Origin of the sequence: Lichenicola cladoniae (assembly GCF_013201075.1) — a bacterium.
GTDB lineage: Bacteria > Pseudomonadota > Alphaproteobacteria > Acetobacterales > Acetobacteraceae > Lichenicola > Lichenicola cladoniae.
On the sequence record NZ_CP053708.1, the window covers coordinates 155,181 to 179,948 of the forward strand.

Genomic DNA, 24,768 nt, shown 5'->3' on the forward strand with positions numbered 1-24,768 from the left:
GCATTCTTAAGACAGCAGGCCCGAATCGCAGAATAAAGCCCTCATCCGCCTATCCAGGCGGTGACCGATAACGGAAGCTGCTTCACGCCGGCCTTCGCAAGGATACCTTCGAGCCTCGGTCTCGACCCGTCCAGCGGCTCTCTGTTCCTGTTCCGAGGCAGGCGTGATGACCTGCTCCGATGCCTGTTCTGGGACACCCACGGCCTGGTGCTTTACGCCAAGTGTCTCGAGCGGGGCCGGGTCCATACCTCTCCGCCCGTGAGGCGGGGACGATAATACTGTCCCCAATATCTAAGATTGGGTTGAGGCGGTTGCAAGCCGTTCCTGCCGGCTTGGCCTCACGGGAGGGGCTGCGGTGGCGACCTACGTCAGTGAGCGGCGCGGGAATCCCATTCGGCAATTGTTCTGCCATCGATGTGCCAGGTCACGAGCCGCGCCGTGCCGTCCTTAGACACTGCCAGATCAATTGTCATAGCTGCTCCGCCGGATCGCAGGGCTGACTGGAGCGAGTCGGCGCGCTCCTCCGGGATGAACAACTCGTCTGATATGCCGACGGGCATGAAGCTTCGATAGGGGCCCGGTGCAAGGCGCACCATAAGCAGGCAGGAGGGATCACCGAGTAGGGGTAGCGGCCGAACAGGTGGATTACTGGCGCGGGACGTTACGCATAGAGCCGCTGTCTCCGCAGGCGGTTGGCCACCGAGCCAGTTCCACACGATGCGGTATCCCAGGAAATGACCTCGCAAGGGATCTCGGGGATCGTAACCGGTGATCGGCACCCGGATCACGACACCGCCGCGCAACGCATGCTCGGCTTTCCCGACCATGCCGGCCAGCAACAGCAAGGGCAGCACGAGACTGAGAGCAACGGCACGACTATGGATATGCGTCATTGCCGAGTGGCTTTCCGCACAACGGGGAGCAAGGCCATACGGCGGATTATCTGCCAGCCAAGGGCTGCCAGGACGATGCACACCAATCCACCCATCACCAGACCAAGTCCGGTCGAGAGCAGGCTGCCAAAAGCTTCCCAGTAAAACAGGAATATGCGCAGCGCGATAATCGTCACCGCACCGGCGAACAGGCTGCGGCGACCGGATCGCAGCGCCAGCCAGCTGACGACGCCCCAGAACGCAATGAAAACCAGTGCCACCCCCAGTTGCGCAGCGTCGTCAGTGCCCCGGGCGGTACGGGCCACAGCGTGCAGGCTGTCCCAGGCCCAGATCGTGGCGGCCCAGGAGATCCAGCCCGCGGTAGCCAGGAAAGCCGAAGTCATGCCTCGGTCAGGATGGCGCCGGCGCATGAGGGCCGCCATGAGTACCAGCGCCACCGTTGCCGCCAATCCCCAGTCGAGCCAAAGCATGAGGCCGCGCGTGCCGTCGTCCAATCGCAGGACGACCTGCGGCAGGCTGGCAGCCCCAAGCAGTCCGAGGATAGCCGCGCCTTCCATCCAGAGACCTTGAACCCGCCCGTTCGGCATCAATCCGCGTCCGAGACCAAACGCAAGAAGGGTGATGGCCGGCAACCAGGTCAGGGCCATGATCGGGTTGCCCGCGATGGAGGCGTAGAGATCCGACAGGGCAACCGCGTAAGTGGCAACCGCGCCAAGCTGCCAGGCTACGGCCAGCAGCCCGGATCGCGTGACCAGAAGCATGAATGGCGTGCAGACGACCATCCAGGCCAGCATGGCCTGCCACGCCGTGCCGCCAAGCTGATAGACCTGCCCGACCAGGCCAATCCCGGACAGGACCAAGCCGAATAACAGCAGTGCCAGCAACTCCCGCGCCTTGTGCCAATCCTCCCGCCAGGCGGCAAACAGGCTGGCGGCTACGATGCCATCCAGCGCAAAATGCACGGCGATCTTGGCAGCACCCGGAATGGCCATCCAGTTCGCGGCGACCAGGGCCAGCACGCCAAGGGCGACGGTAAACACCCCGATCCCGGCCAGCCCCAATAGCCAAACGGGCCGCGCATGGTCCGCCTCCCAGGCCTGTATACGCAGGCGGGCAGCATCGTCCAGCAGTCCGGCCTTATGCCATCGGTCGAGGCTGCGGTTGGCAAACATCGTTCCACTCTCAGCACAAGACTGCTGGCCGTCAATCATCCACACTGCTAATCTGGCCCATGTTAGGCAAGCGTAATGTGGCGGAATACACGCGTGTAGCTGATACCGGAGCGTGGGATGGCGGCAGGGGTGTGGCAATGGCGGGCTATAGCCTTGCTGGTCTTGCCGCCGATGCTTGCAGGCTGGCAACTCGAGCGCGGGTCGGCAACGGCAGCCTCGTACCGACGTGAGGCTACGGAGCTTGTTGCCAAAGCTAATATCGTAGCCGCCGTAGCCGCTCACACCCCAGACAGGCCGGTGGCGTTCGGCGATAATTCGACCACGTTACCCGCGATAGCCGCGCTGGCGCTGGTCCATCGTGGCATGGAGGCACTGGGCCGGGATGTGGTCGTCGCCGACCTGCGGGTCGGCTGCGCAGCAGCTACACTAGGCTCCGGTCTGATGGCATGCCTGGCAAATGCCATCGGCCTGCTTGCCGCACGATGGGCATTCCGTGCCGGCACCCTGTCCGGCGTCGGTCTCGCTGCGGTGTTGAGCCGCATTCGATGGCTGCTGCCAGTGCTGCTTGGAACGATGACGCTGGGCCTGGCGCTCTCGATCGTGGGAGCCGTGCTGTTCGAGTTCGCAGGGCTATGGTTTCTCGGCGCAACCGGCGAGGACATGATGAAGGTCGCCGCGGTGCCGATAGCGGTCGCCTGGGTGATCATTTGGCTGGCATGTCTAACCCTTCGCGATCTTGCCGCCACCAGACGCTGGGCCCCGCTGCCGATGCCACTGTGGGGGCGGGACATCACGCTCGCCGAAGCACCGGCGCTTTGGTCTTTGGTCGCCGGGATCGCGTTGCGCCAGCAGGTACTGGCGCCTGAGCATATCGTGTTGGGACTGGTCGAGGGATGCTTCGTGACTTCGTCGACCGTTATGCTCGAACCCGCCTATTGCACGCTGACCGGGCGCACCCTGCATATTGCCATTCCCTGCCTCGCGCTGCTGGATCGGAACCAGTTCGCTGCGATGATCGGTCACGAACTCACGCATTTTGGCGCTGAAGACACCGAGTATTGCCTGCATGTCGTGCCGCTCCACGATGCCGTCGGGCGCATCGCGGCGGCAGCCGGCTGGTCAGGTGTGGCGGGCGACCGGATGCTGCTGCCTCCGGCAGCTCTCGGCGAGTACATGATTCAGGCACTTGACCATGCCATCGGGCATTGGAAACAGCTGCGCGACGTTGCCAGATTGACCATGACGGATGTCGCCGCCGCCGAAAGTGCGTCGATCCGAGGCGCCCTGGTCGCCACTCTCGTCAAACGGATACTGGATGAGGCGGCCCAGTATCCGCGACAGGCACCTGCGGATCTGCTGGCGCACATGCTGGTACGGGCAAAGACAGAAGGTATTGCGGAACTACAGCCGTTGCTTGCCGACAGGGTGTTGCACCCGAAAGACCGAACTCCTTTCACGCGGCAGCGGATCGCAGACCTTGAGGTTACTGCTGATGAGGCGTCAATGGCGCAAGCGAAGCGCTCTGTACTGGAAAAGGACGATGATTTCGGGCGCAGTCTTATTCCCGGTTGGGAGGCATTATGCCTCGGGTTAAGTCAGGACATCATCGATTTCGCAGCCGAGCTTGATGACGAGCTTGATGACGAGCTGGAGGTAGCGGTCGCTGCTCCCATGCCCGATCGAACCGAAATTCATGCAGCTGTCCGTGGCGGCTTATGGCGACGTGGACTTATGAGCGTCGGACTGATCGCAATCGCCGCTCTCGTGGCGGTGACAACCTTGCATACGCCAGACGCGCAGTGGTCGACACTGTTGATCTGTCTGGTTCTTGCTGTCGCCGGATTTGTGCTGGCCTTGCTGGCGGTGCAATTGCGCCGTGAGGCACTGGCGCCCTTCCTTACACTCGATCATTGGGGATTCACCACACGCGGCCTGGACCGCGCTGTTTCCTGGACCGACGTAACTGAGGTGCGGCTATCCACCTACCGTATTACAGTCACTAACTTTCAGCTTTCTTTCGACGCGCGCCTGCCACGGCGGGTGTCCGGCTGGCGCGTGCGAGTGCATCAACGCCGGCGTGTGGTGTCGCTGATCGGGCTTCACCCGCACGGCATGACGATGCCGGCTTATATGGACCTGATCGACCGGTATCTGCGCGCCGCTCACGCGTGCGCCGCACTTGATGCACGCGACAGCGATGCGGCCCTGAAATAAACGGGAACTGGACTATATCCCGCACTGAATGGTTACGACAGCTATAGCATGTCCTGAACTGATCGCTGCGACATGCGTTGCAGCGCCACAACAGGTGCTGCCGTTCAATGGCTAAAGTGGTCATAGAACACCGTGTGCGCCGTCATATCCGGCTAGCCAGCGTCCCGCTGCACCACCCACAGGTGCGTACCTGGCATTGGCACCGCTGGTTGTGCTGGATCCAAACCTGCGCACGCCGATACGAGCGTCGACCATCAAGATGGAAGACACGCTGCGCATCGTCAGGCGTAGCTGCAGCCTGATCGCCAGGGCCATGCTGGTCGCGCCAAGCAGGGCGCAAATTCAGGAGATGGTGAGCAGGAAGGCGCTGACCTGGCTGGCCGCACATGGCGCCGATGGCTGGCGTGCAGGCGAACCCGTTCCTGGGTGAACTCGTGGTCCCGAGGTTCACAGAAATGCAACCGTCATGTCAGGTCAGACTTCAACTCGAGTCCGACGTATGCTCCGCTCACGAACTACGTGTGCCTCTAAATATCCAGCAAGCCCGGGGCCCTTCGCAGGGCCCCGGTTCCAGTTATTTCAGACCGGGCAGCACCGCAGTATGCTCGATCCTCACCGCCTGCAGATCGTTCGGATCCAGGCCGAGGGCAGTCAGAATGGTCGGTGCAATCTGGGTGGTCTGCACCGATGCGATATCGACCGACGGTGCGATACGGGTCCCGGCTACCAGGAGCGCCACGTTGCGATCATCGAACGAGAAACCACCATGCTCTGCAAGCTTGGTTCCGGTGGTGTAGATCACGCCATGTTTCGAGACGTCGATAAAGTCCGGCGTGCGGGCATCGACCGCCGGGTCGCGGTAGACGTCCTTCAGAGCATTCCGATCGAGCAGGTATTCAGTGCCGAGTGCCTGCGCGTTTTTTGTCAGGTAGGATCCGGCGCCAGCCAGGTTTTTCGCCCGGGTTGCCGGGGCCAGCCAGATCATCGCTTCGTCATCGGCGATGTGGAAGCCGTAGCCGGGAGTGAGCGTGAACGGGGTGTCGTCGATGGTCCGGCGGGTGCTGGGGTCGATTGGCGACTGGCCGTGCTTCGCGCTGACGATCAACAGCGTACTGTCGAGCAGTCCTCGGCTTCTCAGGTGAGCGACGATGCGTCCGAGAGCATCGTCCACATACTCGGCCTGGGCCAGCAGAGCATTGTTCGGGGTACCGTTAGCATCGGCATATCCGCCAACAAGACCGGCCGGATCGGTCGGGCCCGAGCTCGCCAATTTCTGGCCGACGCTGACCGCCTGGAAGTTCATTCCGAAGATCTCAGGCACTGGTGCCGCATTGTTGCCGTTGGCGGTCCGGCCGTCGATCTCGTTCAGGACTGCCCGCACTTTCATTTCGTCATTCTGGCGGGTGGCGGCGTAGCTTGCAGTATGGCTCTCGCCGGGCTTGCCGCCGACGAAGTCGGAATCGATCTCAGGCGTGTAGAGATCGATAATTCCCTTTCCCGATGGTCCGTTAAGGATGTCGTATGCGGGATGCTTGTCGGCCCACGCTGTATAGCCGCCATGGGCACGAATGACTTCGAACATCGTGTTTACGCGGAGGAACTGGTGCGGATAGACAGGCGCGCACACGCCGTTCTCCAAGCGCATTGGCAGCTTTTTTGGGTCGATTTGGGTCAGAGGTTGGCCCAAAGTACCGCCGGCATTTATCAACGACGAGTTGTAGTCGATATTCTCGGCGAAATTCGTCTCAGTTCCAGGCAAGCCCTTGCAGCCGGAGCCAGGTGCATACAACGTCCGGTCATAGCTGTCGTCATAGAAGACGCCGGCTGAGTAGGGCGTGCCACCCGTCACCTGGCCGACCATTCCCGGGAAACTGTCGGACGGCGCGGACGTGAAGGCGTTCGGATAGACGACCGCATGCTGGCCAAGAAGCTTCAATGTCGGGAAGCCCTTCGCACTCGCCAGGATGTTCGAGAGGTCGATGCCATGCAGGCCATCGACACTGACTAGCAATACGTGGCGATACGGGGTGTTGGAAGCAGCGGTCGCGGAGCCGCCCGCGGACAGACTGACGACGAGGCTGACGGCACTTGCCGAAAGCACCGCTCGCTTGGACGAAATTGACACCTGGAACCTCCATTCACGATCGATGACAAACAGTATCGGCGGGTTTTGTATCCAAGTGTGAAGCTTTGGGGGCAAAGACCGAACGGGAACCTCTGGGTTAAAGCTTACACCAATCCGTGAATTGCATGTCCAGGATCTCAGACTTAATAAATTCGAGGCGAATCACGGGTCCTGACTGAACGCCTCAACGGGATCGATTCGCTATTCGTCGTTCGCCTCTGCAAGAAATAGTTGAGTGGACGGCTCGAGGGTTACCACAAGATTGATCGAGAGCCCAAGATATCATCTAGTTGTGATCTATCAATTACTACGTACACCTGTTTATCAGGCTTGCGGAGACCATGGCCGGTGAGGCCGTGGGGCACCCCTCTGGGTAGGCAGGCAGTCGATGGGGCGCCACCAGCCATCGAGGGCAAGCAGGATTCCGGCGGCGCCACATGCATGGCATCAATCCGCCCCACCGCCCGGCTAAATCCGTGATTTGCGGAAACGAGGTGAGGCGCTTCTCGACGGCTGGACAGAACAACATCTGAGATCGCCGACGGAACCCGCTACGTACGCTGGTTATTCAAGTCGAGGCCACATCGCCCGCACGCCGCAGCAGGACGATTCTGCGTTTGCCAGGTTGGAACCTACGCCGGGGCTCAGTTGCAGGGCGAAAGTACCGCTGCACCGACGGTTGCGCCGGCATCAGGCGCATGCAATGCATAGACCTATCAAGACTAAGTAAAGCTGACAGCAACCTGACAAAACAATCGTATGTGGACGCGCCTTTCTGGCATCCTGCTATTAATTTCTGTCAAATTCTCAGTCTTAACACAAGTGTAACACCGGATGACTCCACAGGACCGATTGCTCCGCTAGATTAGTCGTCAAGCCAAACAAGGTCCGTCAGGCTTGACCCGCAACGACGCAAGCTAGGCGTCATTCTCAGGACTTCTGATCGCCTATTGCGGAGCGATCAGCGACGTATGCAGGAGCATCGAATGAAAAACTGTTTTAGAAGGCATCCCTACGCGGGCTTGTTTGCCTTGACGCTTGTCGTTCCGGGTCTTGCGCCAATTATGAGCGCTCAGGCAGCACCGTCGAGCGAACGGGTGGTTGGCCCTCAGAAGAATGGTTCGATCGTCGCATCGGACAACCAACTGCTGACGCCTGCGGGAACATTGGTCGATCTGGGATCACCGGTGGTTGCGAAAGCGGTCGCGATCAATCCTCGCAAGCGGACTCGAAGCGCAGCGGTCCTTCTGATGAACGCCGCGCAGCCGATCATCGTATTCAATACGGTAACCGGAGAGGTCATCCAGCGCTACATCCCGACAACTCTGAACGGCACGACGTTTTCGAGCAACAGCAACGGCTCCTTCACCGGCGTATCCTACTCGGCCGATGGGTCCAAGCTGCTGTTCAGCCAGGACAATAATTTCGTCGCGGTCGCGAATGTTGATCCATTCAGCGGCAGGCTGACCCCGGCATTCAGCGTCACCCTGCCTTCCCCGCCGGCAAATCCAAAACTCTACGACAGCTTTTCCGCCAACGCCGGAGGCGTCGTGGTGGCGGACGGCTCACTCGGCCTCGTCGCGCTCAATGCGAACAACACAGTCGGAATTATCAATCTCTTCAACGGGACCCTTGTATCGGAGACACCGGTCGGCAACGCTCCCAACAGCATCGTGACCAAAGGCGACTTCGCCTATGTGAGCAACGAGGGTGGTCGGCGCGCGACCGACTCCGACTTCACCAACCTGTCGGATGGAACCCCGATCGTCGTCGATCGGACAGATGCGTTTGCGACGACCGGAACGGTATCGGTTATCAACCTTCATAGCGGCCTTGTTACCAAGACGATCAAAGTCGGACTTCATCCGGCTGGCATGGCCAAGTCCGGCTCGCTGATCTATGTCGCGAACTCCTACTCGGACACGATCTCGGTCATCGATACAGACCTTCAGAAGGTGGTGCGGACCATCGATGTCGGGGTTCCGATCAAGGGCGGTGCATTTGGTGCAGGCGCAAACGGCATCGCGATCGTCGGCACCACAGCTTACGTTACGCTCGGCCAGTCCAATGCCGTCGCCGCTGTCGATCTGACCAACGATTCCAAGAATCGCGTTCTCGGCTACATCCCGACGGCGTATTTCCCGACATCGATTGCCTACGACAAGGCGACCCGCCAACTGGTGGTTTGCGACGATAAAGGTATCGGCGCGCAGGGATCGATCGGAACGGCGCACGGCGTGAGCGCGTTCAACACGCACCAGGAAACGGGTGTGGTAAACCTGATCCCGATACCGGACCGGATAGAGCTTGCCAAGATGACGGAGAAGGTCATCAGGAATAACCATTGGAATTCCGAGAATATCAAGGTCGGCCCGGAATATGCCGATGCCTCGGCCAAGCCAGTTGCGATTCCCGAGCATATCGGCGAGCCATCGCTTATCAAGCACGTCTTCCTGATCATCAAGGAGAACCGGACCTACGACCAGATGCTGGGCGACCTTCCGCAGGCTAACGGCGACCCGAGCCTTGCCGTGTTCGCGGCGAACGTGCCAAATCAGCATGCTTTCGTGAAGCGGTTTCCGTTGATCGACAACATGTATGCACCCAGCCGTCAGTCGGCGGATGGTCACCCTTGGATCGTTGAGTCCGGCTCGTTCTATTCCAACGACATCCTCTCTCCGGACTGGATCCGCAGCTATCCGGGCGGCAACAGCAACGACGCGCTCACTTACACCCAACAGGGATTTCTGTGGTCCGGTGCGGAGAAGAAAGGCCTCAACGTCAAGATGTATGGCGAGTGGAGCTCCGGCTACACGATCAACCCAAAGGCCGACGGAAGCCAATATACGTGGGCAGACTTTTACAATACATCGCTCTTCAAGGAGACCGATGGCCGGCAGGGCCGCATGATCGTTCCTGACAATTCCGATACCGAGTCCGCCGAGATCCCCTCGGTCACCAAAATCCTGGACCAGCACTACCCTTCATTCAACCTGGATATTCCGGATCAATACCGGGCCGATTACTACATCCAGAAGTTCCAGGCGCAGGAAGCGGCTGGCAAGGTTCCTAACCTGACGATCATCTGGCTGCCGGATGATCACACGAACGGAACCACAACCGGCAACCCGCTGCCGAACAACTATCAGGCTGACAACGACCTGGCCCTCGGCCGTATCGTCGAAGCGATCAGCAACAGCAAAGCCTGGTCAAAGAGCGCGATTTTTGTGGAGGAAGACGATAGTCAGGACGGTGTCGACCATGTCGACGGTCACCGCCAGCCGGTCTATCTCATCAGTCCCTACAGCGTCGCGCCGCAGAGCCCCGGTATCGGTAAGGTAATCCATACGACGTATACGCAGGAAAATATCAATCGCACGATCGAGAACATCCTCGGCCTTGCGCCGCTGACCCAGTTCGATCTGACGGCCGCCCCGATGTTCGACTGCTTCCAGAACACGGCCGATCTGACGCCGTTCGTCCATGTTCCGGCGACGACACCGCTGAACATCGGTCCAGGTGGAACGCCGATCGCCGGCACCGGGTCGGCGAACTACGCGATGAAGATGACTCGGATGCAGAAAGCCTGGAACCTGGCCTCTAACCAGATGACGCGTGGAAAGCAGGGCAAGGCCGACTCTGTCGACGAAAACTTCCTGAACCACGTCATCTGGTATTCCGCGACCGACTGGAAACGGCCTTACCCGGGCGAGGCGAAGATCCAGTGGCCTGCTCGTCTGGTCACTGCGGCATCGCACAAGGCAGTCGTCAAAGACGATTGACCACAAGGTCTTGCCAAATCAGAAAGCCGGGCGTTCGCGCGCCCGGCTTTCTGCGTTCCGGTTCTGCTCATCAGCACGGTCTCGATCCCAGCAGTCGATCCTCATCGGTGAGATCCGAGGCCGACGCTTCATCCGCCTCAAGGCCGGCGCCGTTTTCCCGCTTCGCGACCTGAGGGACCGTCTCGCAGATGCCGGATCATAGCTGTCCTTGACGGCTTCTCAGCGCTGACGCCAGGCTCCGACGCATGTAATCGCGGCGACACCCATGAACAGGATCGGCCCGGACCATACTCCCAGCGCGAGGTACCGGAGACCGAAGCAGGCGGCGGCGATCCAGGCGATCATCAGGAATGGCGTAATGCTTCCGTCGGCGAACAGCTCCCAGATTTCCCTTACGCTCCTGCGCAGGAAACTCATGTGACTGCACCACGCCGGTAACGCCGCAACTGCCAAGCTGTCGTTGTGGACAGCAGCAGGAAGGCGAGGGTCAGGAACACGATCGACAGGTCCCCTGCGGGCCACTCCAGCCCTGCGCCTTCGCCGACCCAATAGAGGCCAAGGCCCGACAGTGCCGATCCGACCAGCTGCTTCAGGGTGTTTTCGGGTACACGGGTGATCGGTCGATGCAGGAACACTGCCAGCAGGCAGACGATCCCGAATGCCGAGGCCGCTCCTGCGATCGCGGCGTGCAGCAGCCCGGACGCGCCGGCCCCGATCGCGACGACGATGAACACGACCTCCAGGCCTTCGACTGCCGTCGCCTGGAAGGCTGCCGCCAGTGCCGGAACATCCCAACGCTCGACCGGCTGGTCGATCTTGCCGATCCTCTCGCTATGGCGGCGGAAGGCGGCGTTCTCGTCCCGCAGGGGGATGATCCCGGCGGCTCGCCTGGTCGCCTTGCGCAGCCACCGCGTGCCGAACAGCACCAGCAGACTGCCTAGAACGAGCTGTGCCGGCGCCATCGGCACCCGTCCGAGCGCTGGACCAAGCAGGGCGACCAGCACGGCGAGCACTGCCACGGCCAGCACGGCGCCCAAAAGTGCGGACCGCAACCCCCGCGATGCGCCGACAGCCAGAACGACGGTCATGGCCTCGATGAACTCGACGAGCGACGCGGCTCCGGAGGCAAGGGCGGCCGAGACGGCATGGGGGGTCATGATGGGGTCAACCGAAACTCCGCAGGGGCGCCGGATATAGCCGACCGCCCCGGTCTCGTCACCTTCGACCGGGAGCCGTCACAGAACCATCATCCAACGATTGAGAAAACATCGCTAAATCCACGCCGCGTCAGATTGATGTCAGGTTATGATCATTAAACGAAATTCCAATCCCTCCGACGCTCATGATCGTCGCGGTCGGCTTCCGCACATGGTCATCGTCCTCCTTATATTGCCGACCTCATCATGGGCCCAGCAATCCGGCGAGGTCGAGCGGGTGCAGGTTCTGGGCAGCCTGACCAATGATTCGCGGATCGCTGCACCGACAAGCACGCCGCTGAGCGCCACCCAGCCCACATCAGTCTTCAATTCGAGCTACATCCAGGCAAACGTGCCGCCGCAGTCGGACTACGCGCAGATTGTCGCTCTGGCGCCCAGCGTTCTGGCTATCGAGCAGAACGGCCCCGGTAACGCCTTCTCCGGGGATGTCAGCATCCGAGGCTTCCAGGATGGCCAATACAACGTGACGCTCGACGGTATCCCATTCGGTGACTCTAACAACTACACGCACCATACCTCGGCCTATTTCATGAACCGCGACCTCGGACAGGTGTCGGTGGATCGTGGACCGGGCACTGCCTCGACGATCGGCGATGCGACCTTCGGGGGGACGATCGGCCTGCAGAGCAAGGCGCCTGCGGAACATGCGGCGCTGACGCCGTATGCCGCCGGCGGCAGTTTCAACACGACATTGTTCGGAGGCGAGCTCGATACCGGAACGCTTCCTGGTGGCGGGTCGGCGGTCTTCGACGGGGAACACACCTCCAGCGACGGCGCGCTCACGTTTGCGGGAGCGGCACGGACGAATGTGTTTGGAAAATACGTCTCGCCACTCGGCGCCTACACCACGCTGACCGTGGTCGGAATGTACAACACCATCGACCAGAATTTCGCGCGCGGCGCATCGCGGGCGCAGATTGCATTATATGGCCCGAGTTACGGCTTCTCGAACGATCCCCGTCTACAGAACTACTACAAATACAACGCCAATCACGCACATTCCGATTTCAATTATGTCGGCCTTCAGTCGTCGCTCTCCAGCGTGTGGTCGATCGAGGACAAGGTCTACACCTACGGCTACAACCTGAAGGGAACGCGAGGGATCGACGTTTCCAATACGACGTCGCCCGGCACGACCTATTCCAAGGACGGCGTGCCTGGAACGGCGCAGAACAACCAGTATAGGGCATTCGGCGACACGCTCCAGATCAAGCGGCTGTTTGCGTACGGCGACGCCAAGGTCGGCGTCTGGGTCGAGCACCAGGCCAACGCATACTCGCAGGCCAACATCGATCTGGCGCGCGGCAACCTGCTGAGCCCGAACAGCTTCAAGGCATTCACCTACCTCGATCACGAGGATCTGCTGACTCTCCAACCCTATCTTGAGCTCGATCTGCATCCGTTTCCGGGGCTGACGATCACCCCGGGTCTCAAATACGACATCTTCCAAAGATCGTTGAACGCCCAAGTGAACACAGGAGGCCAGGGCCCGCTGAATTACACAAGAACCTATAGCGCACCGCTCCCGGCAGTCACCGTGCACTACATGATCGACCCACACTGGTCGGCCTATGCGCAATATGCGCAGGGTTTCCTGGCACCGAGCCTGAACTACGTCCAGGTGCCCGATCCGACGGCAAGCACCGTCAGCCCGCAGAAGACGTCCAACTACCAGCTCGGCAGCAGCTGGCAGACGGCACTGCTGACCATGTCGGCCGACATCTACTACATCGATTTCTCGAACATGATCGCGAGCCGCAACGTCGGCGTGAACACCATCTACTTCAACCAGGGTGCCGTCGACTATTACGGCGTCGAGGCCGATGCGACCCTGGCCGTCGGTCACGGCTTCAGCCTCTATGCCAACGGCAGCGGCAACTCCGCGAAGAACCGGGCCACGCATCAGCCGGTCGCCAACGCACCGGAAGCCACCGCGGCCGGCGGCATCCTCTATTCCGGGCATGGCATTTCCGCCTCCCTGCTCGATAGATGGGTCGGCAGCCGCTACGGTGATACCGGCTTGAAGCAGGGGCTGGATCCGTTCAACCAACTCGATGCGGCCGTGTCCTATACCGTGCATCAGCATGGTCATCCGTGGGTGGTCCGGCTGCAGTTCAACAACCTGCTGGATAGCCGCAAGATCGACCAGTTCGACCTGTATGCAGGCCCCAAGCAGACGCCGATCTACTACACCCAGGCCGGCCGAAGCGTGTTCGCATCGGTCGAATTCCCGTTGTGAAGGCGTTTCGCGGTGGCAGGGCCTGCATCCGGCCGGTCCAGCTGCGAATTCTGAGCGCCTGTCTTGCCGTCGGCATGGCCGCCTCGATGTTCGTGCTCTGGCCTGCCAGCGAAGACAGCAACCTCGTTATCTACTCGGCAATGGGCCCGCCCGGCGCGCTGATCCCCGCCTTCGAGAAGGCCAGCGGCCTGCGCGTCACCTATATCAACATGGGAGGGGGCCCGCTGCAGGCGCGGATCTACGCAGAGGGCGCGCACCCGCGCTGGAACGTCGCCTGGTTCGCCGGCGATGCCGCGATGGCGGCACTCGACCAGGCCGGCCTGCTGGTCCGGCACGCATCATCGGATGCGGACTGGACCGGTGCCGGCACCGCTCAGCCCGTCTGGACGGAAGCGGCACATGCCGTCCTGCCCTCGGATGGTTCCTATGCGCCGAGCGGCCTCACGCTGGCGGGCGTGTTCGTCACGTTGCGATCGAGCCCGGTTCCGGCACGCAACTGGCAGTCGCTGCCGTCCTATCCCGGCGCCGTCGGAATGGTCAGTCCGGTCGCTTCAGGCACTGCCTATCCGGTGCTTTCGGCAATGATGGAGGCCACCGGCGGTGTCGCATCCGGCCATACCCTGCTGCTCGCACTCCGCCAACACGATCTGGGGATCGCCGCATCCAATCCGCTCCTGCTCGGTCAGCTTCGTGCCGGCGACATCTCGCTCGCCGTGCTGCCCAGCGAGACCGCCTACACCGCGGCGAAACGCGATCCTGCAATCCGGGTCACGCTTCCCGAGCCGGCGGGCGTAATGCCCGCGGTGCTCGGTGTCAGCGTCAGGGCCAGCCCGGCTGCCAGGCGGGCGGCAGGGTTGTTTGTCCGGTTCCTGCTGACGGCGGAGGGGCAGCGACTGATCCGGACATCCACCGCCGAGGGGCTGGGCTGGGCCCCGGTCGATCATATCGCCGCACCGGCCGACCTGCCGCCGCTGCGTTCCCTCGTGCTCGTCCATCCCGATGCGGACCTCTGGGGGCAGCGGGAGGGAAGCGAGGTCGGCTGGTTCCGCCGAGAGATCACAGGGTGATCCTGCGTCGCCTGTCGTCGGTCATCATTGCCAGCACCGCATGTCTCGTCACCGCCCCCCTGCTACGGTTCCTGCTGATCCCGCTTGTGCCCTGGTTCGGGCTCGGCATGGCCCCACCGGTAGGAGATGGGCCTGGCCTCGGTAACGCTGCCGCCAACTCCGTGCTGCTGGCGGGGCTTGCCGTGCTGTGCGCGCTTCCGCCGGCACTCTGGTTCGGCTTCATGCTCGAACGGCGGGCATGGTCCGGCCGTGGCGCGTTGATCGGCGTCTTGTGGCTGGTGTTCCTGCTGCCGGGCTATCTCGTCGCCGCGGGATGGCAGATCGTGCTCGGAACCCATCTGCTTCCGCTTCCCGCGTCGCTCGCTCTCGACCTGCATGCGGCTTTGCTCGGCTGGCCCGGCCTGGTCGGGATCACGACCCTCAAGGGCCTGCCGGTGGCAACGCTTGCCGCGCGCAGCGGCTGGTCTTCCAGCAGGCGGGAATTGCGGGAAGCGACCCTGCTGCACGTGGCAACGCGCCGGCAGCGCCTCCTGCTGAACCTGCGCCTGGTGCTGCCGGCGATCGCACCGGGCCTGCTGATCGTGTTCGTGGAATCGACCCAGGATTACGGGGTTGCCAGCGTGCTGGGCAGCCGGCTGCACAGGCCGCTGCTCGTCACCGAAGTCTATGCCAGCCTGGCCAACTGGCCGATCTCCTGGCCAAGGGCAGCCTGGGCGGCCGATCTCCTGGTCGGGATCGCCTTGCTTCCGTTGCTGGCGCGGCTTGTCTTGCCCGGTCTCGGATCCGGCACGCAGGTTCGCGAAGGTCGGGTCGCCCTGGCGCGAGCTTCCCTGGTCCAGAACGTGTTCGGCTGGCTCGCACTGGCTATTCTGCTGCTCCTGGGCGCCGGTGTCCCGCTGCTGGCACTGGCTGGCGACGCTCTGACGCCGGACACGTCGACGATGCCGGCCGGCGCGTGGCGATCGTTGCTGATCGCGGCACTCTACGCGTTCGTGGCGTCGGTATCGGCGCTCGGCCTTGCGTCCTTCCTGGTCGCACAGCGCAGGGCTTCGCCGTTCTGGCGGCTGCTGACGTGGCTGCCGGTGGCGAACATGGCCGTTCCCGGGATCGTGGTCGCGGCGGCGTATGTGATCGCTTTCAATGGTCCACCGCTGCCGCTGACCAACACGCCACTGGCCCTGCTGCTCGCCGAAACCGCGACCCAGATGCCGGTGCTGGCGCTCCTGCTGCTCGAACCGGTCCGATCGCGGCTTGCCTCGAGCGGCGACGTTGCACGCGTGCACGGCATTCCGCTGTCTACCCGGATCGAGCGGATCTACCTGCCGCCGCTGCTCCGGCCCCTGGCGTGGGCGTGGGCGCTCGCCTTCTGCCGGCTGTTTTTCGAACTTCCCCTCGCGCAGATGTTGGCGCCGGCCGGTGCCGAGCCGGTCGCCGTCGTGCTGGTGCAGATGCAGCAGGGTCTGCATTTCGGCAGCGAGGCACGGCTGGCGTTGATCGGCATGCTGAGCTGCGGCGTGCTCGTGGGCCTAGTCCTGCTTCTTGCGGAGCGAAGCCGATGACCGGGGGCACGAACCCGATCCTCAGGCTGGAGTCCGTCCACCGGAACCTCGGTGGGCAGCCCGTTCTCCGCGGCATCGACCTGACCTTGGCGTCCGGTGAAATTGCCGTGCTGATCGGTGGATCCGGCTCGGGGAAAACGACATTGCTGCGGATTGTCGCGGGACTGGAGCGCGTCGACAGCGGTCGCGTGGTCCTGCGCGGCACGGATGTCGATGGACCCGGCACCCGTCGGTTTATTCCTCCGGAGCGCCGGAGCCTGGGCATGGTGTTTCAGGAGGCGGCCCTCTGGCCACATCTCACTGTCCAGGAAAACGTGGCGATCGCCGCCGGTCGTGGTAGCGAGGCGTCGGCCCGGGCGGCAGTGCGGCTGCTCGAGGTTGTCGGTCTTGGTTCGTTGGGTGCGCGGCTGCCGGACACCTTGTCCGGAGGCCAGAAACAACGGGTCGCGCTGGCACGTGCACTCGCCACCGGATCGGATCTCCTGCTGCTCGACGAGCCGCTCTCCAGCCTCGATGAGATGGTCCGCGACCGCCTGCGCCCGCTGATCCGCGATACTCTTCGCAGCCAGCAAAGGTCCGCACTGTTCGTCAGCCATGACCGGATGGATGCCTGGCGCCTGGCCGACCGGATCCTGGTTCTGGAAAACGGCCGCCTGTCGCAGGCCGACACGCCGGAGGCACTCTATCGCGCACCGGCGACACCGACCGTCGCCCGGTACATGGGTGCGACCGGATCGTTCCTGGTGCGAGGCGCCGGATCCGGCCGGGTTGCGACGCCGGGCGGAAGGATTGTCGGCGCGACGTGCGTGGATCTCGCAAGCGGCGCGCCGGGGGTGGCGATGGCCTACCCGGACGCGCTGTCTTTTGCATCGGATGGGATACCGGCGCGCCGGATCGACAGCATCTTCGAAGCAGGACGATGGCGTACGCGATGGAGACTTGCGGAGTTCCCGGGAGAGATGCACGGGCTGCATGATCACCTGCCGCCCGATCATGCACTGCTGCAGATCGATCCCGCCAAGTTGTTCGCGTTCCCGGTCGCGACCTCACTCGAGTAGTTCGGCTCCTCTCCGTTGTTGCGATACGCGCCTGGTCTCCACGCCGGGCAGGGCAGGCCGCGCGAGCGCCGGTTCAGCACGTCCGGCGACGGGCAGCGCCACGCGAACGACGCAGTTCGCACCGCCTGCGAAGCCCACCGTGCCGCCATGGCTTCGTGCGACCTCGCGGACGATCGCCAGTCCCAGGCCGCTGCCACGACTTGCCTGCCTTCCCTTGCGAAATCGCTCGAACAGCTGGTCGCCCCGATCCGGTTCGATACCTGGCCCGTCATCGGCAACGTCGAGCACGATCCTGGAGCCGGTGATCGGTTTCTCGATGCGGCCATGCAGGGCGATACGCCCGATCCCGTGGGTCAGTGCATTCTCGATCAGATTGCGCACCAGGTCCTGGAGGTCGGCGGCATCGCCTCGAACCGGCATGGCATCGGGCAGCTCGACCGACAGCGCCCGGCCGAGCGACTGTGCCAACGGCAGCATCTGCGCCGCCGCGTCCCTGACCAGCTCGTCGAAGCGCACACAAGGCTGCTGTTCGGGATCGCGGTCCCGCCCGACAGCCGCCTCTTCCTTGCGGGCCAGATCCAGAAGCTTGTCGATCAAGCCGTTGATCGAGACGAAATCCCGGTCTATTGCCGGCCAGTCCACCGGGACATTGTCATATCGGACGCGCTGCAGGCGCAGGCTGAGTGTGGCCAGCGGCGTGCGTAATTCATGGGCTGCGTTCATCGTAAAACGTCGCTCGATTTCATAGGCGCTTCCCAATCGATCGAGTGCGGCATTGACCGCGGCGACGAGCGGCGAAATCTCCGAAGGCAGCCCTGCCGTGCTGATCCTGTTGCCAGGCCGGTGGGGCCCGACCAGGCTTGCCTCGGTCGAGGCGTGGATAAGCGGTCGCAGGCTCCAGCGACAGACGATACCGATCAACCCGAGGATCAGGCATCCGAACGGGGCCAGGACCATCACGTCCTGCCATGGCTCGGGCAGCTCATCACCAAGCAGGAGACGACTCAGCTGCCCGCCTACGCCGTGTCCATTCTCCTCCATCTCGTGCAGGGCCATGACCAAGGCGACGCTGCCGCACAGGACGGCCGCCATCGACAGGGTCAGGCGGCCGCGCAGGCTCCGTCCAAGGATCATCCTGCGGCCCGAATTGCCACCACCAGCCGATAGCCGATACCGCGGATCGTCTCGATACCGACATCGGATTGAATCACTACAAGGCGGCGACGCAGGCGTGACACGAGGGCCTCGAGAGCATTTCCGGTTCGAGGTACGTCCAGACCATAAAGCCGTTCTTCCAACAGGTGTCGCGCGATGAGATGCCCAGCACCGCGAAGAAGCTCCTCGAGCAGCACGACTTCAAGCCGGGTGAGCGCAAGCGGCACGCCTGCGGCGACGGCCTCGCGAGCCGACATGTCGAGACTAAGATCGCCGAACTGCAACAGCTTCTCGGACCGGGTCCCCGCCCGACGGGTGATGGAACGCAGCCTCGCATCCAGTTCGGGGAGATCGAACGGCTTGAGCAGGTAGTCGTCAGCGCCCGCATCGAGCCCCTCGACCCGGTCGTTCAACGTCTGACGTGCGGTCAGCACCAGGATCGGCACCTGGGCGGCGATTCCTGCCCGGATACGTCTCAGCACGTCCATCCCGTCTATATCGGGGAGCCCGAGATCCAGGATGACGACGTCGTAGCTTGATCTGCCCAGCATGGCCAATGCGTCCATCCCGCTCGCACAAGCTTCGGTTGCAAATCCGACCTGTTCCAGATGAGACTGGAGCATCTCGCGCATTTCCTGATGATCCTCGATAAGAAGTAGTCGCACCTCAGATCGAGCCTTCCGCCTGCAGCATATTCATATCCTATATCGCCAAGGCTGGAGAACTTACCAATGCCATCAGGGACACGGTAAGGGCGGCGACACATAATCACAACGTATCCTGGTTGCCGGTAGATCGACCTCGATCTTCCGCTCGTCTCTGTCTCTGTCGCGGAAGTGAGCACGCTGCGGAAGCTCGGGCGGCGTGAGAGCGGATTATCTACAATATGCTGTTGCGCGGGTTCATCGGACTGTCACGGACGCGACGTCATTGGAGGTGTCTGTGTCCACACATATGCCGAGATCTGCTGCAGGCGAGCGGCATCGCGATGACGCGCTGACAACGCGGGTCAAGTTATCAATCGACAATGTCTCCAGACTTTCGAGGTGTCTGATGCTCTGTCATATGGCTAAGACGACGAGTCTGAGCCCAGCATGTCGCATCATCGTGAGGACGTCCACCCTGTTCAGTTTCGGTGAAGCGATCTATACATCAGGCAGGTGGCTCCGGCCGCTTCTTTCACCCAAATCATGCTTCAAAGCAGAGCGGCTCGGCCGATTTACTCATCGCGCTGTGAAGGAAATGCAGTCGCATGAACAGGAACGTAACTACAAGGAACTACTAAACCTGATTCCACGCCGTATTTACAACTTCTCACTTGATACTGGGTGCGGCTCAGGTCTTCTTGCTGCCGATTTGGTCGCAGACTTTCCAAGATCATCTGGCATTCAGACTGGGCTGAAAGAACCTCAGGAGCGATCCGGATGGTGTTCGAACATGAGCCTTGCGACTGGTAACGTCTTCGAGGTTTCCGAATCACTCTATGGCCGTTTCGACTTGATCGTAGCCGATATATCCGGTTCCCCTTGTTGTTCAGGCGGTAAACCACTCAGGGCGTTGGGCGACAGGGTATCCAAGCTTTTGATGCCGGATGGTATCTGTCTTCTGATAACCGGTTTTGCTTCGAATCTGTACTCAGATACGGATATCTCGACGGAGATCTACGAATTCTTTGCAAGCTCCGGGACCTTGAGTGTTTTACGACAAACACGCTCGAAAGACTTCATCACGATTCTCCTCAAGAGGTCGATGGAGACCGGTGTCGGCCTGTTCTCTGAAGCCTCCCGCTGAGGATTGTAATTACCTCCCTGGAGCTTTTGAGTCGGTACGTTTCCTGATCCAAGGAAATCATGGCAACACATATCAGGCTCTAGTGCGTGATCGACTACCGGTTACTGAATTCATATTTCCCGCGCCGGTCCCATGGTCTGGAATGAGGCTAACGATCATGCAATCTAGACAGACCATACCAGCGCCGGCCGACCCCAGACTTCGACACCAGGAACATCACTCGATCGACAAGCTCGGATGGCTCCGGGCGGCAGTTCTGGGCGCCAATGACGGCGTGCTGTCTACGGCAAGTCTGATCATCGGAGTTGTGACTGCGCACGCCAGTCGGCACGGTATCCTGATCGCAGGCGTGGCCGGGCTCGTCGCTGGCGCCATGTCGATGGCGGCTGGTGAGTACGTGTCGGTCAGTTCCCAATCCGACGCGGAGCGAGCCGATCTGGAGCGCGAGCGTCGCGAGCTAACTGCGGATCGTGCCGGGGAGTTCGAAGAGCTAACCAAGATCTACGAAGCGCGTGGGCTGCGTCGAAAACTTGCGGTCGAGGTTGCGGATCAACTCATGGCACATAACGCGCTCGAAGCGCATGCTCGTGATGAGCTTGGTTTGGGAGAAGGCGTCGGAGCGCGGCCTGTTCAGGCAGCCGCGGCGTCCGCGGCGTCGTTTGCGGTAGGAGCAGTCGTTCCTCTATTTGTCGCGGTTGCTATGCCATTCCACGGGGTCGCTTGGGCCATCGCGGTCGCGTCGCTGCTGTTTCTGGCTATTCTCGGCGTTCTTGGTGCGATGATTGGCCGCGCGCCTCCTCTGCGAGCTGCGGTGCGAGTGACGTTTTGGGGGGCGCTGGCTATGGGTGTTACCGCCGCGATCGGTGGCTTGTTCGGAACCCAGATCGGCTGAGGGGCCGGACGCACTCCGTCGGCGCTTCGGAGGGGGTCAGCTTTCTTAACCAGATCTATGGCGGCGAGCCTGCTTCTCAGCGTTGGGCATCGGCACCTATCTTGCCGAGCGAAACGGAAACGCGATGAACGTGCTGGCGAACATTGCCATCCAGATCAGGATGAGCCTTAGATCTACCTGTAGCCATTCATAGACATACGCGATCCACGCCTGCCAGACATGGCTCGATAAACCTGCTGGATCGACCCATACCGGAACGGCCACCGCTGCATAGACCGCAAGAGCCAGGCCGGCCATCCGCCTCCATACGCCGCACCCCATTCCAACCACCGCCACAAGTTCAAAGACGCCGGTCAGGCCGGAGGCCGCGCGCGGGAGCGGAATGCCTGAATGAAGCAGCGGTGCGAACACGTCCGGCAGAAGAATATGAAGAGCGCCGAATATCGCATAATAGACGATCAGTATGTCCCGGCTGACGAGTTGCCAGGTCCGGACTCTTGCCTGCTGCGCTATCACGACGCTCATGCAGGGTCTGCCGGTTGCGGCAGCGTCAGCCCGATCATGACAGGCAAAGCGAGAAGCACGAGAGGATACTGCAGCAGCAGGCCGGCGATGATGGCGATTGCCAGGGGTTGCTGGACGGCCGATCCGGATCCGATGGCCAACGATAGCGGTAACAGGGTCAGGACTGCAGCGAGCGTCGTCATGGTAATCGGGCGCAGCCGCGTCCGGCTGGAAAGCCTCAGGGCCTCGCGCGGCTGCATCATGCCGGAAAGGGCCGCGTATTCCGAGACGTAGAAAATTGCCATTTCGGTACTGATGCCGACAACCATCGTCGTGCCCATCAGCGCAGTGATGTTGAGTTCGACGCCGGTCAGCCAGAGAGCAACGAACACCGCCACGGTCGACAGGATGGAGCAGGCCATGATGATCAGCGGGATCAGGAAGCCGCCATACAGAAACATCAGCAAAAGCAGCTCGGCAAGTAGTGCGGCGCAGAATACGCGCAGCAATCCGGCGAACGCGATCTGCTGCTGTTGGTAGACGCCACCAAGTGTATAGCGCATCGCGGCCGGCAGCAGTCCCGGTTTTGCCAGGACGTTCTGTATATCGGCGATTGCCGCTCCGATGCCACGGTTCTGGATTCGACCGGTGATCGCGATCATCGGTTGCAGGTTCTCACGAGAGATCTGCGGCTGACCGATCACCGGCGCGATGGTCGCCACCCGGCTGAGCGGAAATATGTGTCCGTCCGGGGCTCGGATCGCCAATGCCGCAAGGCTGTCCTCGCGCAACCTCTGTGCCCCGGCGATCCGGACGCGCACACCGACACTCTTGGTCGGGAGGACCAGGAAGGTCGCGATCGATCCGGTCAGGGCATCATTTGCCTGCTGCGTGACCATGATCGGCGTCATTCCCTCCAGCCCGACCTTGACTGGATCGAGCCGGATATCGAGCGCGTCTCCTGCCAGCTGGACCCCGTCATGCACCTCGACGACGCCCGCCAGCTTGCCGATCGCGGCAGCAACCGCCTTCGCCACCGGGATGAGTTGCCGCGTGCTCTCGCCGAAAAGCTTCACCTCGATCGGCTGCGGCGCGCCGGCGAGATCCCCGATGAGATCCTCCATCCGCTGGGCGGCATCGACCTGGATACCCGGAACCTGCGACTTAACCTTCGCCAGAAGGTCCGCCATGATCACCGGCGTCGAGCGCGCATGACTATCTTTCAACCGGACGAAGTAGTCGCCGTGATAGCTCTGGTTGAGGTCGCCCCCGAGACCGGTGCCAAGCCGGCGCGAAAAGGTATCCAGCTCCGGCATCGCCAGCAGCATCGCGTCGACCTGCGCCATCTCGCGATCGGTCTCGGTCAGCGACGTTCCCGGTGCGGAATAATAGTCCATGACGAAACCACCCTCGTCGACTTTTGGCATGAAGCCCGTCGGCACGCGGTGGTAGGCAATCCAGCCAGCCGCCAGCAGCACCGCCAATGCCGGCAGCAGAAGCCAGGGCTGCGCGAACAGGCGGGTCAGCAGCCAGCCATGGGTTCGATCGAGCCAACCGCGCCCGGTCGTTCCTGGATCGTGCCAGCGCGTGAAATCGACCAGCGAGCGCGCCAGCAGCGGCACAACCAGCGCAGTCATTGCGTAGGACACGATGAGTGCCGACCCCATGGTGACGGACAGCGCCATCGAAAATGCGCCGGTCACGCCGCTCAGGAAGCCGAGCGGAACGAACACGATCAGCGTCGCCAAAGAAGAGCCGGCCAGCGGCCGCAGGAACCTGTGCGCCGCCGGGAGCACGTCCTCCCGCGACCGAGCCTCCCGCGCGATATGCTCGATCATCACGATCACGTCGTCGATCAGCAGCCCGACTGCGGCTGCGATCCCGCCCAGCGTCATGATGTTGAAGCTCATGCCCAGCAGTTCGAGCGGAATGATGGTCACGGCCAGTGTCCCGACGACCGCGATGCAGGCGATCAGGGTCATCCGCCAGCTGCGCAGGAAGCCCATCAGCACGAGGGCCGCCAGCACCAGGCCGATCAGCACCGCATCGCGTACGCTCGCCGCGGAGCGGTTGACGAGCTGGCTCTGATCATACCAGGTCACCAGCCGCACGCCGGCCGGAAGCCCGAACCTCGACAACCGGCCCCGCACCGCTGCTGCTATCGAAACGGCATTCCCATCCGGCTGTTCATAGATGTCGAGCAGGACCGCCGCATGTGTGTCCTCGGTGACCCGCACCCATTGCGGCACCACGCCCTCTGCAACGCTGGCCACGTCGCGCACCCGGACCAAACCGGTCGAGCCGGCGCGTACGACCAGGGCGCCGATCGTGGCGGCGTCGGTCGGGCTGCTGTCGGCGATCGCCAGGAACAGCTTGTCGCGATCCTGAAGCTGTCCCACCGCTTGCAGCACGCTGTTGTCGCCGATCGTCCTCGCCAGATCGGCCAGTGTCAGGCCATAGGTGGCAAGCCGGTGCGCATCGGTCTGAACCTCGATCTCGGCCGTGTCGCCGCCTTCGACCGATACCCTCGCCAGCCCGGCGATCGAGGATAGCAACGGCACTATTTGAAGCGTTGCCAGATCGCGCAAGGCAACGGGATCGGCGGCCAGCGGCGTCTGGCCCCGGGGTCCGGCGCTCGGCACCAGCGCGAAGGACATGATCGGATAGACGGTCGGATCCATGCGCCGGACCCTGTAGCCGGTGCCGGCGGGCAGGGTCGGAACCACCTGTGCGATCGCTGCCTGCACCAGCAGGGTAGCGGCGATCATGTCCCGGCCCCAGCCGAAATCGACGGAGATCTGTGCCGATCCGCGCGTGCTCTGGGAGCGGACCGACTGGACCCCGGGGACTGTCCGGACCGCCTGCTCGACCGGTGCCGTCAGCAGCAGGGCCGTCTGCTCGGCCGAGCGGCTCCCGGCGTCGAGATCGACGACGACGCGCGGGAACGCCACTTGGGGAAACAGCCCGACCGGCAGCGACAGCGCGGCGATCGCACCGGCGACAGCAAGCGCCAGTGCCAGGACGAGGAGGGTGGGGCCGTTCCGTGCGGTGAAGCTCACCGGGCACAGCACAATGGGCAATGGGCCTGCATAGGCCAGGC

Annotated in this window: 19 protein-coding genes; 10 read left to right on the top strand and 9 right to left on the bottom strand. The window is 62.4% G+C overall.

The features are described from left to right. Positions 1-60: 60 nt before the first annotated feature. Positions 61-276 (top strand): IS66 family insertion sequence element accessory protein TnpB, encoded by a 216-nt coding sequence (gene tnpB, locus HN018_RS00705; RefSeq protein ID WP_171832726.1) that lies wholly within the window; start codon positions 61-63, stop codon positions 274-276. A 92-nt stretch (positions 277-368) separates the two neighbouring features. Here the strand turns inward: tnpB and HN018_RS00710 are convergent, their stop codons facing one another. Both HN018_RS00710 and HN018_RS00715 read right to left on the bottom strand, forming a co-directional pair. Then, positions 369-893: a GDYXXLXY domain-containing protein gene (locus HN018_RS00710; RefSeq protein ID WP_171832727.1), complete on the bottom strand. Its 525-nt coding sequence runs from the start codon at positions 891-893 to the stop codon at positions 369-371. Further along, on the bottom strand, positions 890-2,065 hold the full coding sequence (locus tag HN018_RS00715) for a DUF2157 domain-containing protein (protein ID WP_171832728.1): 1,176 nt from the start codon (positions 2,063-2,065) through the stop codon (positions 890-892). Before HN018_RS00715 ends, HN018_RS00710 begins: the two co-directional genes overlap by 4 nt. Positions 2,066-2,182: 117 nt before the next feature. On the opposite strand from HN018_RS00715, the gene HN018_RS00720 reads away from it, so the two are divergent. Continuing rightward, positions 2,183-4,279 carry a M48 family metalloprotease gene (locus HN018_RS00720; RefSeq protein WP_171832729.1) on the top strand — a complete coding sequence of 699 codons (2,097 nt, stop codon included), beginning with the start codon at positions 2,183-2,185 and terminating at the stop codon, positions 4,277-4,279. Positions 4,280-4,475: 196 nt separating this feature from the next. Next, positions 4,476-4,709 carry a hypothetical protein gene (locus tag HN018_RS00725; RefSeq protein WP_171832730.1) on the top strand — a complete coding sequence of 78 codons (234 nt, stop codon included), beginning with the start codon at positions 4,476-4,478 and terminating at the stop codon, positions 4,707-4,709. Between the two features lie 144 nt (positions 4,710-4,853). Here the strand turns inward: HN018_RS00725 and HN018_RS00730 are convergent, their stop codons facing one another. After that, entirely contained in the window at positions 4,854-6,404 is a 1,551-nt protein-coding gene (locus HN018_RS00730; protein WP_204259622.1) for an alkaline phosphatase family protein, read from the bottom strand. A gap of 986 nt (positions 6,405-7,390) precedes the next feature. On the opposite strand from HN018_RS00730, the gene HN018_RS00735 reads away from it, so the two are divergent. Beyond that, positions 7,391-10,186, top strand: a complete 2,796-nt coding sequence (locus HN018_RS00735) for a bifunctional YncE family protein/alkaline phosphatase family protein (protein WP_171832731.1) — start codon at positions 7,391-7,393, stop codon at positions 10,184-10,186. A gap of 219 nt (positions 10,187-10,405) precedes the next feature. Here the strand turns inward: HN018_RS00735 and HN018_RS00740 are convergent, their stop codons facing one another. Continuing rightward, the gene (locus HN018_RS00740; protein WP_171832732.1) at positions 10,406-10,603 is read right to left on the bottom strand and encodes a hypothetical protein; all 198 of its coding nucleotides are present in this window, start codon (positions 10,601-10,603) and stop codon (positions 10,406-10,408) included. Continuing rightward, positions 10,600-11,343, bottom strand: coding sequence for a hypothetical protein (locus tag HN018_RS00745; RefSeq protein ID WP_171832733.1), 744 nt, complete (start codon positions 11,341-11,343; stop codon positions 10,600-10,602). The genes HN018_RS00740 and HN018_RS00745 overlap by 4 nt, the downstream gene beginning before the upstream one ends. 211 nt (positions 11,344-11,554) lie before the next feature. Between HN018_RS00745 and HN018_RS00750 the strand changes: the two genes are divergently transcribed. The 4 genes from HN018_RS00750 to HN018_RS00765 are packed head-to-tail and all read left to right on the top strand — an operon-like array spanning position 11,555 to position 17,326. After that, entirely contained in the window at positions 11,555-13,642 is a 2,088-nt protein-coding gene (locus HN018_RS00750; RefSeq protein ID WP_171832734.1) for a TonB-dependent receptor, read from the top strand. Continuing rightward, positions 13,639-14,709 (top strand): ABC transporter substrate-binding protein, encoded by a 1,071-nt coding sequence (locus HN018_RS00755; protein WP_171832735.1) that lies wholly within the window; start codon positions 13,639-13,641, stop codon positions 14,707-14,709. Before HN018_RS00750 ends, HN018_RS00755 begins: the two co-directional genes overlap by 4 nt. Next, a complete protein-coding gene (locus HN018_RS00760; RefSeq protein ID WP_171832736.1) occupies positions 14,706-16,268 on the top strand; it encodes an ABC transporter permease in 1,563 nt (520 codons plus the stop codon). The genes HN018_RS00755 and HN018_RS00760 overlap by 4 nt, the downstream gene beginning before the upstream one ends. Further along, positions 16,265-17,326, top strand: a complete 1,062-nt coding sequence (locus HN018_RS00765) for an ABC transporter ATP-binding protein (protein WP_171832737.1) — start codon at positions 16,265-16,267, stop codon at positions 17,324-17,326. Before HN018_RS00760 ends, HN018_RS00765 begins: the two co-directional genes overlap by 4 nt. Here the strand turns inward: HN018_RS00765 and HN018_RS00770 are convergent. Together HN018_RS00770 and HN018_RS00775 are read right to left on the bottom strand one after the other, a co-directional pair. Continuing rightward, positions 17,315-18,460 carry a sensor histidine kinase gene (locus HN018_RS00770; protein ID WP_171832738.1) on the bottom strand — a complete coding sequence of 382 codons (1,146 nt, stop codon included), beginning with the start codon at positions 18,458-18,460 and terminating at the stop codon, positions 17,315-17,317. The two genes, HN018_RS00765 and HN018_RS00770, sit on opposite strands and share 12 nt — an antisense overlap. Continuing rightward, positions 18,457-19,146: a response regulator transcription factor gene (locus tag HN018_RS00775; protein WP_171832739.1), complete on the bottom strand. Its 690-nt coding sequence runs from the start codon at positions 19,144-19,146 to the stop codon at positions 18,457-18,459. The genes HN018_RS00770 and HN018_RS00775 overlap by 4 nt, the downstream gene beginning before the upstream one ends. 442 nt (positions 19,147-19,588) lie before the next feature. Here HN018_RS00775 and HN018_RS00780 point away from each other — a divergent pair, with 442 nt between their 5' ends. After that, positions 19,589-20,272, top strand: coding sequence for a class I SAM-dependent methyltransferase (locus tag HN018_RS00780; RefSeq protein WP_171832740.1), 684 nt, complete (start codon positions 19,589-19,591; stop codon positions 20,270-20,272). 157 nt (positions 20,273-20,429) lie between these two features. Further along, positions 20,430-21,164: a VIT1/CCC1 transporter family protein gene (locus tag HN018_RS00785; RefSeq protein WP_171832741.1), complete on the top strand. Its 735-nt coding sequence runs from the start codon at positions 20,430-20,432 to the stop codon at positions 21,162-21,164. Positions 21,165-21,260: 96 nt separating this feature from the next. Here HN018_RS00785 and HN018_RS00790 read toward each other — a convergent pair whose 3' ends face one another. Both HN018_RS00790 and HN018_RS00795 read right to left on the bottom strand, forming a co-directional pair. Continuing rightward, positions 21,261-21,680 carry a hypothetical protein gene (locus HN018_RS00790; protein ID WP_171832742.1) on the bottom strand — a complete coding sequence of 140 codons (420 nt, stop codon included), beginning with the start codon at positions 21,678-21,680 and terminating at the stop codon, positions 21,261-21,263. Between the two features lie 5 nt (positions 21,681-21,685). Next, positions 21,686-24,727, bottom strand: a complete 3,042-nt coding sequence (locus tag HN018_RS00795) for an efflux RND transporter permease subunit (protein ID WP_171832743.1) — start codon at positions 24,725-24,727, stop codon at positions 21,686-21,688. Positions 24,728-24,768 lie beyond the last annotated feature (41 nt).

Excerpts from the sequence above, each read along its gene's own strand:
- HN018_RS00710 (WP_171832727.1), bottom strand. The coding sequence starts at position 893 with ATGACGCATATCCATAGTCGTGCCGTTGCTCTCAGTCTCGTGCTGCCC.
- HN018_RS00715 (WP_171832728.1), bottom strand. The coding sequence starts at position 2,065 with ATGTTTGCCAACCGCAGCCTCGACCGATGGCATAAGGCCGGACTGCTG.
- HN018_RS00720 (WP_171832729.1), top strand. The coding sequence starts at position 2,183 with ATGGCGGCAGGGGTGTGGCAATGGCGGGCTATAGCCTTGCTGGTCTTG.
- HN018_RS00735 (WP_171832731.1), top strand. The coding sequence starts at position 7,391 with ATGAAAAACTGTTTTAGAAGGCATCCCTACGCGGGCTTGTTTGCCTTG.
- HN018_RS00740 (WP_171832732.1), bottom strand. The coding sequence starts at position 10,603 with ATGAGTTTCCTGCGCAGGAGCGTAAGGGAAATCTGGGAGCTGTTCGCC.
- HN018_RS00745 (WP_171832733.1), bottom strand. The coding sequence starts at position 11,343 with ATGACCCCCCATGCCGTCTCGGCCGCCCTTGCCTCCGGAGCCGCGTCG.
- HN018_RS00750 (WP_171832734.1), top strand. The coding sequence starts at position 11,555 with ATGGTCATCGTCCTCCTTATATTGCCGACCTCATCATGGGCCCAGCAA.
- HN018_RS00765 (WP_171832737.1), top strand. The coding sequence starts at position 16,265 with ATGACCGGGGGCACGAACCCGATCCTCAGGCTGGAGTCCGTCCACCGG.
- HN018_RS00770 (WP_171832738.1), bottom strand. The coding sequence starts at position 18,460 with ATGATCCTTGGACGGAGCCTGCGCGGCCGCCTGACCCTGTCGATGGCG.
- HN018_RS00785 (WP_171832741.1), top strand. The coding sequence starts at position 20,430 with ATGCAATCTAGACAGACCATACCAGCGCCGGCCGACCCCAGACTTCGA.